General features: G+C 53.1%; 15 protein-coding genes. 8 read left to right on the top strand and 7 right to left on the bottom strand.

What is annotated here, in order from left to right; genetic code table 11:
• Nucleotides 1–9 precede the first annotated feature (9 nt).
• The 5 genes from AACY11_RS10185 to AACY11_RS10165 form a co-directional block, all read right to left on the bottom strand.
• Complete coding sequence (locus tag AACY11_RS10185) at nucleotides 10–1,029, bottom strand: LacI family DNA-binding transcriptional regulator (protein ID WP_339494604.1); 1,020 nt, start codon at nucleotides 1,027–1,029, stop codon at nucleotides 10–12.
• Nucleotides 1,030–1,032: 3 nt separating this feature from the next.
• The gene (locus tag AACY11_RS10180) at nucleotides 1,033–2,010 is read right to left on the bottom strand and encodes an ABC transporter permease (protein ID WP_339433988.1); all 978 of its coding nucleotides are present in this window, start codon (nucleotides 2,008–2,010) and stop codon (nucleotides 1,033–1,035) included.
• A complete protein-coding gene (locus tag AACY11_RS10175; RefSeq protein WP_221733326.1) occupies nucleotides 2,007–3,560 on the bottom strand; it encodes a sugar ABC transporter ATP-binding protein in 1,554 nt (517 codons plus the stop codon). Before AACY11_RS10175 ends, AACY11_RS10180 begins: the two co-directional genes overlap by 4 nt.
• A gap of 56 nt (nucleotides 3,561–3,616) precedes the next feature.
• Entirely contained in the window at nucleotides 3,617–4,573 is a 957-nt protein-coding gene (locus tag AACY11_RS10170) for a sugar ABC transporter substrate-binding protein (protein WP_221733325.1), read from the bottom strand.
• A gap of 198 nt (nucleotides 4,574–4,771) precedes the next feature.
• Nucleotides 4,772–5,221 carry a hypothetical protein gene (locus AACY11_RS10165; RefSeq protein WP_339433991.1) on the bottom strand — a complete coding sequence of 150 codons (450 nt, stop codon included), beginning with the start codon at nucleotides 5,219–5,221 and terminating at the stop codon, nucleotides 4,772–4,774.
• A 350-nt stretch (nucleotides 5,222–5,571) separates the two neighbouring features.
• On the opposite strand from AACY11_RS10165, the gene AACY11_RS10160 reads away from it, so the two are divergent.
• The 3 genes from AACY11_RS10160 (at nucleotide 5,572) to AACY11_RS10150 (ending at nucleotide 7,822) form a co-directional block, all read left to right on the top strand.
• Nucleotides 5,572–6,660, top strand: coding sequence for an asparaginase (locus AACY11_RS10160; RefSeq protein ID WP_339466735.1), 1,089 nt, complete (start codon nucleotides 5,572–5,574; stop codon nucleotides 6,658–6,660).
• A gap of 198 nt (nucleotides 6,661–6,858) precedes the next feature.
• Nucleotides 6,859–7,128, top strand: coding sequence for a DUF1654 domain-containing protein (locus AACY11_RS10155; protein WP_339433994.1), 270 nt, complete (start codon nucleotides 6,859–6,861; stop codon nucleotides 7,126–7,128).
• Nucleotides 7,129–7,132: 4 nt separating this feature from the next.
• On the top strand, nucleotides 7,133–7,822 hold the full coding sequence (locus AACY11_RS10150) for an endonuclease I family protein (RefSeq protein WP_339433993.1): 690 nt from the start codon (nucleotides 7,133–7,135) through the stop codon (nucleotides 7,820–7,822).
• 236 nt (nucleotides 7,823–8,058) lie between these two features.
• Here AACY11_RS10150 and AACY11_RS10145 read toward each other — a convergent pair whose 3' ends face one another.
• The gene (locus tag AACY11_RS10145) at nucleotides 8,059–8,427 is read right to left on the bottom strand and encodes an SPOR domain-containing protein (protein WP_339494601.1); all 369 of its coding nucleotides are present in this window, start codon (nucleotides 8,425–8,427) and stop codon (nucleotides 8,059–8,061) included.
• 250 nt (nucleotides 8,428–8,677) lie between these two features.
• On the opposite strand from AACY11_RS10145, the gene csrA reads away from it, so the two are divergent.
• Complete coding sequence (csrA, locus tag AACY11_RS10140; protein ID WP_003179932.1) at nucleotides 8,678–8,872, top strand: carbon storage regulator CsrA; 195 nt, start codon at nucleotides 8,678–8,680, stop codon at nucleotides 8,870–8,872.
• Nucleotides 8,873–9,098: 226 nt separating this feature from the next.
• On the opposite strand, the gene AACY11_RS10135 is transcribed toward csrA, so the two are convergent.
• Nucleotides 9,099–9,554 (bottom strand): DUF2214 family protein, encoded by a 456-nt coding sequence (locus AACY11_RS10135; RefSeq protein WP_339494600.1) that lies wholly within the window; start codon nucleotides 9,552–9,554, stop codon nucleotides 9,099–9,101.
• Nucleotides 9,555–10,222: 668 nt separating this feature from the next.
• Between AACY11_RS10135 and AACY11_RS10130 the strand changes: the two genes are divergently transcribed.
• The 4 genes from AACY11_RS10130 to AACY11_RS10115 all read left to right on the top strand — a co-directional run bounded on the left by AACY11_RS10130 (nucleotide 10,223) and on the right by AACY11_RS10115 (nucleotide 13,916).
• Nucleotides 10,223–11,179: a tyrosine-type recombinase/integrase gene (locus AACY11_RS10130; RefSeq protein ID WP_339494599.1), complete on the top strand. Its 957-nt coding sequence runs from the start codon at nucleotides 10,223–10,225 to the stop codon at nucleotides 11,177–11,179.
• Between the two features lie 589 nt (nucleotides 11,180–11,768).
• A complete protein-coding gene (locus tag AACY11_RS10125; RefSeq protein ID WP_339494598.1) occupies nucleotides 11,769–12,179 on the top strand; it encodes a hypothetical protein in 411 nt (136 codons plus the stop codon).
• Complete coding sequence (locus tag AACY11_RS10120) at nucleotides 12,179–12,466, top strand: hypothetical protein (RefSeq protein ID WP_339494597.1); 288 nt, start codon at nucleotides 12,179–12,181, stop codon at nucleotides 12,464–12,466. Before AACY11_RS10125 ends, AACY11_RS10120 begins: the two co-directional genes overlap by 1 nt.
• Nucleotides 12,453–13,916, top strand: a complete 1,464-nt coding sequence (locus AACY11_RS10115; RefSeq protein ID WP_339494596.1) for a DEAD/DEAH box helicase — start codon at nucleotides 12,453–12,455, stop codon at nucleotides 13,914–13,916. The genes AACY11_RS10120 and AACY11_RS10115 overlap by 14 nt, the downstream gene beginning before the upstream one ends.
• Nucleotides 13,917–14,025: the final 109 nt, after the last annotated feature.

The raw sequence follows: 14,025 nt of genomic DNA, 5'->3' as shown, positions 1-14,025 counted from the left end.
AATTCGGTTTCAGCGGTATTCGGTGAACACGCCGGACAACGGCGCAGTCGACTCGCGCAAAACAATACTCGGGGTCACGATCCGCTGATCAGTGCCCAGATTCGGGGTAGCAATCCTTCGCAGCAGCACCTCAGCCGCCATTTCGCCCAACTGCAGAATCGACTGGCCGACGGTGGTCAGCGCCGGGTACACGTAACGACTCATCTGAATATCGTCGAAGCCAATCACCGACAGTTCGGTCGGCACCCGCACGTTGCGTTCTGCCGCCGCGCGCAAAACACCGATACCGATCATGTCGTTACCGGCAAAAATGGCGCTCGGCGGATTGCGCTCAAGGAGGATCGCCGCAGCGTTGTAGCCGCCGGTGCTGGTGAAGTCACTTTCCAGCATGCGCTCCTCTCGCACCTCGATACCGGCCTCTGTCAACGCCCGGCAATATCCGGCACGACGCATCTGCGCCACGCTGGTGCTCGCCGGGCCGCCGATGGTCGCGATGTCACGATGACCCAATTCCAGCAAATGACGGGTAGCGAGGTAAGCGCCGTATTCATGATCGATACGCACCAGATCAGCATTCACGCCATCCAGACCACGGTCGACGATGACCATTGGCGTTTTCACACCCGCCAGCCCCTGCGCCAAACCACTGTCACCGCCAGCCGAGGCAACGATCAAACCGTCAATGCGCTTTTCCAGCAGCACACGCAAATAACTGCGTTGTTTTTCCGGATTGTCATCAGAGTTGCAGAGGATGACGCAGTAGCCATTACGCTCGCAGTAATCTTCTATGCCCCGTGCCAGTTCAGCAAAGTACGGGTTGAGGCTGTTGGGCACCAGCAAGCCAATGGTTGCAGTTGTCTTGGCCTTCAATGAGCGCGCCACTGCGCTGGGTACGTAGTCAAGGCTCTTGATTGCAGCCTCGACCTTGACCCGAACCTCCTGACTGACCGGCCGGGTGTTATTCACCACATGCGACACGGTGGTGTAGGAAATCCCTGCAAGGGCAGCCACATCCTTGATCGTTGCCATGTCTCAGCCCCGTCGACTAGCGCGTTGACTGCGATAAGTATCGAGTACGACCGCGATGACGATTACCGCACCGGTAATGATGCGCTTGGTTGGCTCGGTTGCACCGATCTGCGCCAGCCCCGCCGCAAGCACGGAGATGATCAATACACCGAAAAAAGTGCTGATCACCGAACCACGCCCACCCATCAGACTGGTTCCGCCGATCACCACGGCAGCGATCACTTGCAGTTCAAGACCGGAGCCGGCATTCGGATCAGCCGCCTCCAGGCGAGAAATCTGAAACAGCGCGGCGACACCGGCCAGCAGCCCCATGAGACTGAACACCAGGATCTTGTAAGGTTTCGGATTGATACCCGCCAGCCGCACAGCCTCTTCGTTGGTGCCGATGCCGATCAGATAGCGACCGAATACGGTGCGGGTCAAAACGGCCTGCGCAATGAAAATCACCAGCAAGGCGATGATGAATGACGGCGAGATGCCGAAAGCGATCGGATTCGACAACCAGGAAAAAGCGTCACCAATATAGGCGGTGCGTGACCCGGTCATCTGATAGGCCAGCCCGCGAGCCATTTCCAGCACGCCAAGGGAAACAATGAACGACGGAATCCGCCACGCTACGGTAATCGAGCCAGTGATCGTGCCCGCCAGCGCCGATACCGCCATGCCGAGCAACGCCGCTGGCAAGACGCCCCAGCCCCAGCCAAGAATGGCGACGCTGACCGTCGATGCCGCCAGCGCCAGCACCGAACCGACCGAGAGGTCGATGCCACCGATGATCAACACAAAGGTCATGCCGACCGCCAGAACCATCAGATCGGGGATCTGGTTGGCCAGCGTACTGAACGTGTTATAGGACAGAAAGTGGCTGCTCAAGACCGAGAACAGCGCGACCATTGCCAGCAAAGCACCGGCCAGCCCCAGATAAGTGCCCAACCCATAAAAGTTGCCACTACGTTTGCCGGCAGAAGATGCTGTTTTCATGGGAGATCCCTAGGCGCGGCTTCGTTGAGCCGCGCATCACGTTTTTGGTAGCCGGCGAACGCGGCGGCAAGCAAATCATCCTGGGTCCAACTGTCGCGCTCGAAGGTCTCGATCAGACGCCCCGCCGACAGTACGCCGATCCGATCGCAGATCAGCATCAGCTCACGCAGGTCACTGGACACCACCACCAGTGCCTTGCCCTGGCGAGTCAACTCACCGAGCAAGGCATAGATGTCGAACTTGGCGCCGACGTCGATACCCCGGGTTGGCTCATCGAACAGCAGCACCGAACAATCACGCTCCAGCCAGCGACCGATCACAACCTTTTGCTGGTTACCACCGGACAGTTCTGACACAAGCTGTGTGGGGCTCGAACTGCGAATACGCATGGCATCGATCTGGCGCTGCGCCAAAGAGATTTCAGCGCCATTGTTGACGAAACCACCACTGGAAATTTCCGGCATGTTGCCCAAGGCGATGTTGGCGCTGATCGACTGGCTAAGCAGCAAACCCTCGCCCTTGCGGTCTTCGGTGATCAGCGCGATACCATTACGCACTGCATCGACAGGCGAACGCACACTTACCACTTGCGCCGGCGAGCCGAGTGCAATCGTGCCGCTGTCGGCGACATCCGCCCCGAAAATCAAACGCAGCAATTCTGTACGCCCGGCGCCGATCAGCCCGGAAATCCCGAAGATCTCCCCGGCGCGCACTTCGAACGAAACGTCCTGTACCTTATCGGAGCGAGTCAACCCCTTGACCGTCAACGCCGGGGCGCCAATATTGCGCGGCCCCATGTCGATGTGCTCGCCCAGCTCACGACCGACCATCAACGTGACCAGTTGCTCGCTGTTGTAGTTGGCTATCGGCTCGACGCAGACCAGATTGCCGTCACGCAGCACGGCAATGCGCTGTGCCACTCGGGCCAGCTCTTCGAGGCGATGCGAGATGTAGATGATAGAGACGCCACGCGCCTGCAAACGGGTGATTTGCTCGAAGAGCATTTCGACTTCCCGCGCGGTGAGCATTGCGGTCGGTTCGTCAAGAATCAGCACATGGCAATCGCCAATCAGGTTGCGGGCGATTTCAACCATCTGCTGATGCCCGATGCCCAACTCGCCGACCAACGTGTCCGGGTCGATCGCATCAAGACCGACCTGAGCCATCGCCTCGATAGCCGCTTTACGCAGCTGTTTGCGACTGATCCAGCCACCGTTGCTCGGCAAATTGTCAAGAAACAGGTTCTCCGCCACTGACAGTGTCGGCAACAAATTGAGTTCTTGCATGACCATACGCACGCCGAGCTCTTCAGCCTGGGTACGACTGCCCGGACGATAGTCCTTGCCCTGAAATTGCATCTGGCCGGTGGTCGGCGTGACCAGTCCGCCAATAATCTTCGACAAGGTGCTTTTACCGGCGCCATTCTCGCCGGTCAGCGCCAGTACTTCACCGCGCATCAGCGTCAATTCGATGCCTGTGAGCACCGGTTGCGCATAGGTCTTACCGATACCGCTGACCGAGAGGACAGCGTTCGGGGCGGAAACTGACATAAAAACTCTCCATGCGCTCGCCCGGTCGGACGAGCGCCATTGTGTCGTCAGAGGATTTACTGGGTGACCAGTTCGACCGGCGTTTCAATCACACCATTGGCACCACTGTCGACTTTCTCGCCCTTGATGATTTTCAGCGCAGTTTCGATACCAAATACAGCTTGCTTGGCAGCGAACTGATCGGCAGTCGCCAGAATGCGACCATCCTTGAGCATGGGCTTGATGGCGTTGATATTGTCGTAACCAACCACCTGCACTTGCCCAGCTTTGCCGGCAGCACGCACGGCGGAAACAGCACCAACGGCCATGCTGTCGTTGCCTGCCAGCAACGCTTTGACATCCGGGTATTCGCTGAGAATCGAAGCGGCAACCTTGTTGCCCTTATCGATCTCCCAATCACCGGACTGCAGGGAAACCACCTTGATCTGCGCCGCGTCCATCGCATCCTTGAAGCCAGCGGTACGCTGCTGGGCGTTGGTCGTGGTGGACACGCCTTCAATGATGCCGACTTCGTCACCCGCCTTGAGCTGCTTGGCCAGGTACTCACCGACCAGACGCGCGCCTTTACGGTTATCCGGACCTACGAAGGGAACGCTGATGTTTTTGCTTTTGACGATTTGCGGATCGAGTTGGTTGTCGATGTTGATCACGGTAATACCGGCATCGACGGCTTTCTTGATCACCGGCACCATGGCCTTGGAGTCGGAAGGTGCGATGACCAGCGCATTGACCTTTGCAAGGATCATTTGCTCGACGATACGCGTCTGGCCCGCAGTATCGGTTTCGTCCTTGATGCCGTTGGAGATCAGGTCGAAATCGGCGGAGTGTTCTTTCTGGTAGGCCTTGGCGCCGTCTTCCATGGTCAGGAAGAATTCGTTGGCCAGAGATTTCATGACCAGCGCGACTTTGGGTTTTTCAGGGGATTCGGCGAACGCCGAAGAGACAGGCAGTGCAGCGGCTGTGGCAGCCAGCATAGCGACAGCAAGAAGACGTCCAGCGAATGGCAGCTTCATGGGTTCACTCCGATCTTATGATTATTGTGAGCAACGCTTGCGCTGGCGTAAGCTACATCGCCCCACCGACTGATAGCGCATCGGGGAAGCCGCGCAAACGTTTGCGTAGATCGAACTATGCGAATCCCGCCGACATTTGTCAACAATCAGAAATCGTCATTTATTGCAGGGCAAATCCTGGAAGCGGCCCTTCCAAGCTTATGCCGTGGTATTGACCAAATTTCCGCCGCCGGAGTTCTTGGTCATTTCCTTGACCAGTTCACCCGCGACCTCTGCCAATGCGCCACTGGTTTGAGCGATCTGCCCCTGAATGGACATGACTGCCTGCGACTTGGCTTCGGGCGTCGCATACCTCGCAGCTTGTGCGGCAGCCAATTGCTGTTGTTGCTCCTGGAGCTGCTTCTGCAGTTCCTGCATCCGCTTCAACAACATCTTGACGCTGATGCTCAGGTTATCGCCGCTTTCAGCCTCGCTGCTTTTTTGCAAGGCACCACCGGTCCTGACCTGATTGCCATCACCTTCATCTTTTTTGCCCATCGCCTCGGCAGTAGCACCCTCTGACGCCTCGCTCAATGAATTGATCGTCGCTGCAGTTTTACCGCCGATGGTGACAGCAGCTGGATTTGAAAAGCCGACCGTGAGTGACATGTGAACTCCCTCGAATTTAGTGCTCTTGAGGACGCATCGGCCTACGTCGCGGTTTCTTTAGCACAAAATCAGAATCTGACAACCCGATCCATACGACAGAAGCAGTAGTACTTTTCGGGAAGCCGAACGCGAAAATGTCTTTTGTTCGGAAACCCGGCTACAGGGTTCGCCATACTCCGCATTCTTTAGAAAAATATTGATGAAAATCAAAAGGTTAAACAGATCTCTAGCGCAAAGGTACGTCTGGTATAGATCCTGCTCCCTTCACCACACCCCGGGCATCCAGATCGACCTGGGGCGCATCTAGATGAACCTGCATCAGCACCGTCTCACTACTAGAGAGAAAAATAATGAAATCTGCTTTCAACACTTTGGTTCCGGGCGCTTTGGCCCTTCTCCTGCTACTGCCGACCGCCCTCCAGGCAAAAGAAGTCGAAACCCAGACCAAACTTGCCAATGTCGTGGTTCTCGCCACAGGCGGCACCATCGCCGGCGCTGGCGCCAGTGCCGCCAATAGCGCGACGTATCAGGCCGCAAAAGTGGGCGTCGAGCAATTGATTGCTGGCATCCCTGAGTTGAACAAGCTCGCCAATGTGCGCGGCGAACAAGTCATGCAGATTGCCTCGGAAAGCATCACCAACGACAACCTGCTGCAACTGGGCCGTCGCGTCTCAGAACTGGCCGACAGCAAGGATGTCGACGGCATCGTCATCACCCACGGTACCGACACCCTGGAAGAGACCGCTTACTTCCTGAACCTGGTCGAGAAGACCGACAAGCCGATCATCGTCGTAGGTTCCATGCGTCCGGGCACAGCAATGTCAGCGGACGGGATGCTCAACCTGTACAACGCCGTAGCTGTGGCCAGCAGCAAAGAAGCGCGTGGCAAAGGTGTACTGGTGACCATGAACGATGAAATCCAGTCTGGTCGCGACGTCAGCAAAATGATCAACATCAAGACCGAAGCGTTCAAAAGTGCCTGGGGCCCATTGGGCATGGTGGTCGAAGGCAAATCCTACTGGTTCCGTTTACCCGCCAAGCGCCACACCATGGATTCGGAATTCGACATCAAGAACATCAAGAGCCTTCCTGACGTAGAAATCGCCTATTCCTACGGCAACGTGAGTGATACCGCCTACAAGGCACTCGCCCAGTCTGGCGCAAAGGCCATCATCCATGCCGGCACTGGCAACGGATCCGTCTCGTCACGCGTAGTACCGACGCTTCAGGCGCTACGCAAGGAGGGCGTGCAAATCATCCGCTCGTCTCACGTCAACGCCGGCGGCTTCGTGCTGCGTAACGCTGAACAGCCTGACGACAAGTACGACTGGGTTGTCGCTCACGACCTGAATCCACAAAAAGCCCGCATCCTGGCGATGGTCGCACTGACCAAAACCAACGACAGCAAAGAACTGCAACGGATGTTCTGGGAATACTGACCGTCCTTCGCCCGATCGACTCTCCGTCGGGCACTCTTCGTACCACTCGCCTGATTGGCGAGCGGTACGTCGCCTACAGCTCCCCTGTAATTTCCCTACAAAAAATTCGACACGACTCACACCAAAATCGGAAAACCGCTGTCAGAGGATTTTCTTGAATTTTAAGCAGTTGCGAAAATGCCCACAGTTAAATACTGTATGCACGTACAGCTTAATAAGGATAACCTCGTGGCCACCTCTCTTGACGCTCCTGACACTTACGAACGAATGGGCGTGCGCGTTCAGAAAATCATCAATTCTCCCACCGCACAAAAAGCCAAGGCCGCATTGATCTTCCGCTTGCCGGACGAACCGACGGATCAGTGGGAGCGCCTGCTCGAGGAAATCGACGAGAACGATAACGTTACCCTCGCCTATCGCGATGATGGCGGCGTGCAGATTTTTTGGGTTGTGCCGAAGGAAGATTGATTCAATGATTGTCCGCTGTTTTGCTTTGCTGTTGCTGTTCATCGCCACGGGGGCCCAGGCTGGCGCACCTCGTACGTTCAATGAAGCCAAAAAGGTCGCCTGGAAACTTTATGCACCGCAGTCCACGGAGTTTTATTGCGGCTGCAAATACACCGGCAACAAGGTCGATTTGAAAGCTTGCGGTTATGTACCACGCAAAAATGCCAAGCGCGCTTCGCGCATCGAGTGGGAGCACATTGTGCCGGCGTGGCAGTTCGGACATCAGCGCCAATGCTGGCAGAAAGGTGGACGCAAAAACTGCACACGCTACGACCCCAGCTACCAGAAGGCCGAAGCGGATCTTCATAACCTGGTACCGAGCATCGGCGAGGTCAACGGCGACCGCAGTAACTTCAGCTACGGATGGCTGCCGACGCAATCCGGCCAATACGGCTCATGCCTGACCCAGGTCGACTTCAAGGCCAAGAAGGTCATGCCCCGCCCTTCAATTCGCGGCATGATCGCACGCACCTATTTCTACATGAGCAAGCAGTACGGCTTGCGCCTCTCTAAACAGGATCGCCAACTGTATGAGGCATGGGACAAGACCTACCCGGTCCAGGACTGGGAGCGCCAGCGCAATCAGAGCGTGGCGTGCGTGATGGGGCGTGGCAATGAATTTGTCGGCCCCGTAAACATGAAAGCCTGCGGCTGACATGCAACGTAAAAAGGCCTCGAACGTTATATTCGAGGCCTTTTTATTGATGGTTAACTGGCAGTATTGCTGTATCGCCAAGAGCCCATCAAATTAACTCACCACTGAAGAGCCCGAGGCAACTCAGCCGCAAAACCCGTCAGTGCAGGCACCGACGATTTCCCCAAGGTTGTCCTCTTACATGTCGACATCAGCCAGCTCGATCGCCCGCCAAGCAGCTCCGTCGAATGAATCGCTTAAGGCGTCAGAGGATGCTCAACCAACACTGACTCAACATTCTGCTTTTTGGCCTTCACCAAGGCAGCATCCACCAGCACCTTTCGCGCCTCTGCCTCGGCCTGGGAGTTGAAAGGGCCAATCAGAATTCGCGTTTTGCCGCTACCGTCCTTGATGACCGTCGGAACGAACGCGTGCTCGATCAACCAGCCGCTCAAATCGCTGACGGCCTGAGGCGTTTCACCGCGCACCTCAAGATCCCACTGCGGGGCAGAGGACTCCGCAGGCGCTGTTGCGACTGCCACTTTGGGCTTCTGTGTGTCCACACTTTTGCCTTCACCACATCCAGCCAATACCAGTGCCGCGACCATCCAGACCCATTTGCGCACAACGCTTTCCTCGAAAATCTCAAAGCGGTGATCTTAACATTCATAAATACTTCGCGAGCCCCGCAAAATGGGCACAAAACAACGAGATTGATGATTGCAGCCTCTGTATAGTTACGCCCTGGGAATTAATGCCACATCTGCGCGTCAGAAAGATGCACCCAAACCGTGAGACTTCGCACTAATCTATACGTACCACCGACCTCTGCACTGTCTGAATCAGGTGCCCTACAAAGCAATCAAGGAGAAGACCATGCTGATACTCACCCGCAAAGTCGGTGAAAGCATAAACATTGGTGATGACATTACGATCACCATCCTCGGCGTTAGCGGCCAACAGGTCCGCATCGGCATCAACGCCCCGAAAAACGTTGCGGTGCACCGTGAAGAAATTTACCAGCGCATCCAGGCTGGCCTGACCGCCCCGGACAAGCCACAAACGCCCTGAGCCGCTTTCGCAGTCAGTAGCCAGTTCGTTTGCCCCGTGTAATGACTGGCTAAAGATTCACGCGCCGTACTGCTATCCGCTCCCCACTCGCTGGGCACGGCGCCTGACACATAACTCCTCACTCCAGCTCCTTGCCGCCCCTATCCTCTGTTGCCGAGCGATACTACCTGCCATTCCCAAGGCTGGCTGTCGGACGTTTCCGATAGAGCGCAGAGAATTCGCCCGCCTAATCCAACGTCACGCCACGCGCCATACCTGCGGCCGCCACCACCATCAGCACCAACAACAACGCCTCGACATGACTGATTCGTGCGTACAGCTTTGCACGGCCAGTATCGAGCGCCGCACCTCGCACTAACGAGATCCGCCACTTGACCAACGTGATCATCGGCGAGAGCTCTATCAGCAAAATCAGCACAAACAGTGTCATTTTCAAATGGAAGAGCGGCTGATGCAGGTAGTAGTCAGTGCCCTTTTCATAGCCACCAAAGGCGCGCATCCCACCCGTCACCAGCAGAACCAAAGCAGAAATACCCCATAGATTGTCGGCGAGCAAAACGCGCCCGGCATCCCCTGAGCCTGCAACCAAGCGGCTAAACGCCGCTCCACGAGTCAGAACCGCCCAAAAACCCAACGCAAAAGCCAGTAAGTGAACAGCCGCTAGAAACCATTGAACCAGCATCGCCAGACTCCTTCTGTAAAGAGATGGAAATCGCCAGTCAGTAGTAGTCGAAAAATAAAGGACATGCTCGCGCAACATCGCCGGTCATGTATCGAGCGATTGAAACAAGGAGAGAGAACCCGAAAAAGCCAAATTACAGGCAAAAAAAATCCCAAGCAGCTGATGGAAGCTCGGGATTTAAAAATGCATAAACCGTGGTGGTGAACGCGGGACAAATGTTACTGAAACTCCCACCCTGCTACAAGGTATTTTTCATAACCGGTTGGTTAAATAAAATCGTAAGCTATTAAATATCCACACATTTTAAAAGACTGCTGGCGACAAAAGGCGATCCACTCAGCCAATCTCAAACTCGACATCACAAAAATCAGCCTGACCGGACACCCCTTCAGCACACTCCCCATGTGCGCCCGAGAAGGATTAAAGCCCCCCCTCTGGATGCGCCGAATTGGCGACTCAAGGCTGGGCCTTGCAAACCCCAGACAACAAAAAAGGGCCCACCTTTCGGTGAGCCCTTCTAGACCGCCCAGCAGAGCGGATTTTGTTTGGTAGGCGCGATTGGACTCGAACCAACGACCCCCACCATGTCAAGAGCCACCATGCTAGGCGCTAAGCCACGAAGCTTAAGGCCCTAAGAGAACGCCCATTCACATTATGAGGCGTCAACAATGGCTAATATTCGCTCCCTCCCGTCAGGAAACTGGAACGCTCAGGTACGTTTGAAAGGGAAACCTGCCCAGTCCAAAACCTTCCCCACTCAAGCACTGGCCCAAGCATGGGCTGATCAGCTTGAGGCTGTCACCAAGGAACACCAAACCCATACGCTTTACACCTTGGGCATGACCTACTGTGAAACCCTGCTTAAGGGCAAGGGTAGCTATGACCATGCAATCAAGATCGTTGACCAGCTCTTTGCTGCGTTCCCTCAGTCAATCCATGACATCACCCCTCAGCTAGTCAATGACTTCAAGCTGAAGCGTCTACAGACGGTCAAGCCTGCTACCTGTCGTATTCAGTTAGCGTTCATGTCCCGTTTCTTCAGGTTCGCTAAGCGTGGCCTGCTCATCGACATACACAATCCCGTAAGTGAAATAGCCCTACCGAAGCCAGACAAATCTAGCGACAAGGTAATCAGTGCTGGCGAGCTTAGACAGTTACTCAACAAGCTATCCCCCACCATGGCTCTCATCGTAGAGCTTGCCTATGAAACCGCTATGAGACGCTCAGAAATACTCAAGCTCACGACTCACTGTCTTCACCTGGATGAACGTATTGCGGATGTGATTGATGGTAAGAATGGCACTAGGTCTGTGCCTCTAACCATCAGGGCCATAGAGTTATTGAAAGAAGCTCAGCGACTGGCACTAGCAGACAGAGCACACAAGGGAAGACTGTTCACAGTGACGCCTCATAGCGTCTCACAGGCTGTCAGATTGGCAAGGAACAAAGCCGGCTTAGACAATAGCGTCAGGCTTCACCAACTCAGACATACACGCATAACCAATGTAGCCAAGAAAGGATTTAACAACGCTCAGATAATGATTGTGTCGGGACATAGGGACACAAGGTCTGTCGCTAGATACTCTCATTTGAATGCTAAGGATGTACTTCATCTTATTGATTAAAGGCCCTGTAAGCTCATAGGAGTGACGATACATAGCAATCCCCACCATCATAGCCATGCAGCCTAATAGCCCCTGTGAAGGGGCTTATAGTGACAGTGAGTAATGGGATGATGACTACTCAGAGTTACACGTAGAAAATAATTTGGGGGACCGTTGTAGTCTTTCCTCTCAAAAATAAGTATATATTATATAAATATAAAGATTGCTTCCTCACACTGCTTTCACAGAGTAAGTAGGTTGCGGTCTTTTTTATTGCCTAAATGGTGACCACCCACATCTTGGGCATTGGAGAGTAACAATAAAAAGAGAACGCGATGGACATAGATAAAATTATAGAAAGCAAGATCATGCGCCTAAACACTACTGAACATAAGCTAGTGTGGTTGATGATCAGGAACAAGAGTAACGATGGCTTACGCTGGTGTGAAATCCCCATTGATGAGTTCTGCTCAGCGACAGGCAAATCATCTAGCTCTTGTAGCAGAACCATTCAATACCTAGTAGAACACGAACTCATTGCCTTACGAAAGGTAAGGCTCGGCTCCTCATATCGTAACCAATTTAAGTTAATTCCCTTGGAGTAAGAAAAATGAAAACAATTACTATGACAGATGTTAACGAGCTTGCTCGACGTACAGGCAATAGCCCTATGGGCGTGCTCACTGATTTAATCGAACAAGGCTACCAGCTTACTGAGGAAGCTCCCCAATCAAAAGGCAAACCTCTTAGCTCTGCCAAGGACGCTCTCTCACTATGGAAAGAATCTAAGCAGCGTGTAGCTGATGAAATGTATAAAGGTGACCCACTTGTTCGGCAACTGATGGACGCTGACAACGCATCTAAAAGCTTCGCTCCTCAATCTCAGAAGAGCATCCTCCAGCGTGATGAACAAGGCAACGTGACAGGTACGTCTAAGAGCATGCTAACTGGTGCAACTATGAGAGAGCAAGCTGAGCTAATGGCCGCTATCCGTGCCACTTACAATCAAGGAGATAACTAATGGGCAATACATATCTAACTGAAGCAGAACAACAAGCCCTACAGGAACGACGCTCTGAGCTAGGCGCAATGGATTGCAGCATTGAGCAAAAGAACCGAATCATCTCAGGCATACGTGACTACAAATTCGTAGAATACGGCATGAGCCAGTATGGTTACTATCAAGTTTTGAATATCAAGGGGAACAAAGTACCTCATGAGCTGACAGGCAATTTCACGCATCCAAGCTACATTATCAAACTGGTAGACAACCTACTTAAAGAAGGGAAATTGATTGAGCCCAAGTGAGCCTAAATTTATTTACGTAGCAGAAGCTACGCCGGGTACAGGCAAGACAGAGCAATTCATCAGAGAGCTAGATTCCGACCCTTATAAACGCTACCTCTATGCTGTACCTACCAAGGTACTATCAAAGGATGTCGTTAAGCGAATCCAAGCAATCGGCGTTAATCACATTTGCGTAATCAATAGTGACACTCACAAGCATGTCACTGACACCGTAGAATGCACGCTGCTTGAAGATGAACCTAAGGTTCTTATCATCACGCATAAGACCTTGCTAGACCTTGATCCTTGCTACCTGCAAGATTGGATTGTGGTCATTGATGAAGTTCCATCGGTCGCTAACAATCTCACCCGAGACATTGGAGACCACGCTTATACAAACTTCCTAGAGAAATTCATTGAGATTGATAACGACTCGACCAAAGCGTCTATCAAACAAGGGACGACTAAGGAAGCAAGAGCAATCTATTCAGATGTAATAGATGACAAGGGAATGTCAACCATTACTACTTGCCTAGGGGCACTCCTTAGGGGCAAGGCTGATGTATTCATCAAGGAGTATCTGAGCAAGAAAGAAAGTAAATGGAAGTGGCAAGTCAGGGTGATTGATTACTTTGACTTAAGCGGAATCTATGAGCACGCCTCTGAGACACACATCCTTGGAGCCAACGTCACAGGCACCCTCGCCTATCAACATGCCCTCACCAAGGGTTACACCATTGCAGCGTCTAAATTCACACCGGAATACAGACGCTATAAATTTGAGAGTTACATCTACCCATTAATTGGGGGCAGTAAGGTTAGCAAGACCATGCTTCTTACGCTCCCTGATGGTGCTGTAGCTGAAGAATGGAATGATAGGGTCTATGGGCATACGCTGTTACGTGATGCAATAGAATTCGTGCAAGGCGAACCTCTCCTTGTCCAGGTTCACGAGTGGTGCAAGTACCCATTCGACGACCACCCTAACGTAATACGCATTCCCTTTGATGCAAGGGGTTTGAATGGCTATTCAGACGTACACCACACACTGTCGTTGATTCATGGTAACCCTAATCCTATTGATGACCAGAACAACTCTGAGATGCTGGAGAAGATGGATATCTCTTCAGTAATAGGTAAGCAAGCCCTGCGTAACGAACGCTATAGAGAGTTGATATTTCAAGCCGCTACACGTAGTAGCATCAGGACATTCAACAACGATAGACCTACAGTTCACTTCGTACCTACAGAGGAATCAGGGTTACATCTAGCGTTTGATCTTAAGGGTTGCCACCACATCCTAAAGGATCTTACTAGACCAGCACCTTGCACGCACTCTAGAAGCAAGCTAGAAGATAATGTTCTGACTGCTAAGGCACTATCCTCTGAAGGTCTATCAATCAGAAAGATAGCGTCAGTCATGGATGTCAGCAAAAGCATTGTATCCAAATGGATTAAGACTGCTAACTGACAGTTCAAACTGTCCACTTTCTCTTAGAGTATCTTTAAGGGATTGTGGACACTTAATACTTAAGGACTAAGATCAAAAGCAACGTCGGCACAGCCGACAAAGAGCACGC

The sequence above is a fragment of the Pseudomonas sp. RA_105y_Pfl2_P56 genome (assembly GCF_963970845.1).
GTDB classification, from domain to species: Bacteria; Pseudomonadota; Gammaproteobacteria; order Pseudomonadales; family Pseudomonadaceae; genus Aquipseudomonas; species Aquipseudomonas baetica_A.
Note: the sequence above shows the minus strand (reverse complement) of the source record. Positions and strands in the feature narration are given on the sequence as shown.

Bases quoted from the DNA above. Each gene is read 5' to 3' on its own strand.
- AACY11_RS10185 (WP_339494604.1), bottom strand. From the start codon at position 1,029: ATGGCAACGATCAAGGATGTGGCTGCCCTTGCAGGGATTTCCTACACC.
- AACY11_RS10180 (WP_339433988.1), bottom strand. From the start codon at position 2,010: ATGAAAACAGCATCTTCTGCCGGCAAACGTAGTGGCAACTTTTATGGG.
- AACY11_RS10175 (WP_221733326.1), bottom strand. From the start codon at position 3,560: ATGTCAGTTTCCGCCCCGAACGCTGTCCTCTCGGTCAGCGGTATCGGT.
- AACY11_RS10170 (WP_221733325.1), bottom strand. From the start codon at position 4,573: ATGAAGCTGCCATTCGCTGGACGTCTTCTTGCTGTCGCTATGCTGGCT.
- AACY11_RS10165 (WP_339433991.1), bottom strand. From the start codon at position 5,221: ATGTCACTCACGGTCGGCTTTTCAAATCCAGCTGCTGTCACCATCGGC.
- AACY11_RS10160 (WP_339466735.1), top strand. From the start codon at position 5,572: ATGAAATCTGCTTTCAACACTTTGGTTCCGGGCGCTTTGGCCCTTCTC.
- AACY11_RS10155 (WP_339433994.1), top strand. From the start codon at position 6,859: ATGCACGTACAGCTTAATAAGGATAACCTCGTGGCCACCTCTCTTGAC.
- AACY11_RS10150 (WP_339433993.1), top strand. From the start codon at position 7,133: ATGATTGTCCGCTGTTTTGCTTTGCTGTTGCTGTTCATCGCCACGGGG.
- csrA (WP_003179932.1), top strand. From the start codon at position 8,678: ATGCTGATACTCACCCGCAAAGTCGGTGAAAGCATAAACATTGGTGAT.
- AACY11_RS10135 (WP_339494600.1), bottom strand. From the start codon at position 9,554: ATGCTGGTTCAATGGTTTCTAGCGGCTGTTCACTTACTGGCTTTTGCG.
- AACY11_RS10130 (WP_339494599.1), top strand. From the start codon at position 10,223: ATGGCTAATATTCGCTCCCTCCCGTCAGGAAACTGGAACGCTCAGGTA.
- AACY11_RS10125 (WP_339494598.1), top strand. From the start codon at position 11,769: ATGAAAACAATTACTATGACAGATGTTAACGAGCTTGCTCGACGTACA.
- AACY11_RS10120 (WP_339494597.1), top strand. From the start codon at position 12,179: ATGGGCAATACATATCTAACTGAAGCAGAACAACAAGCCCTACAGGAA.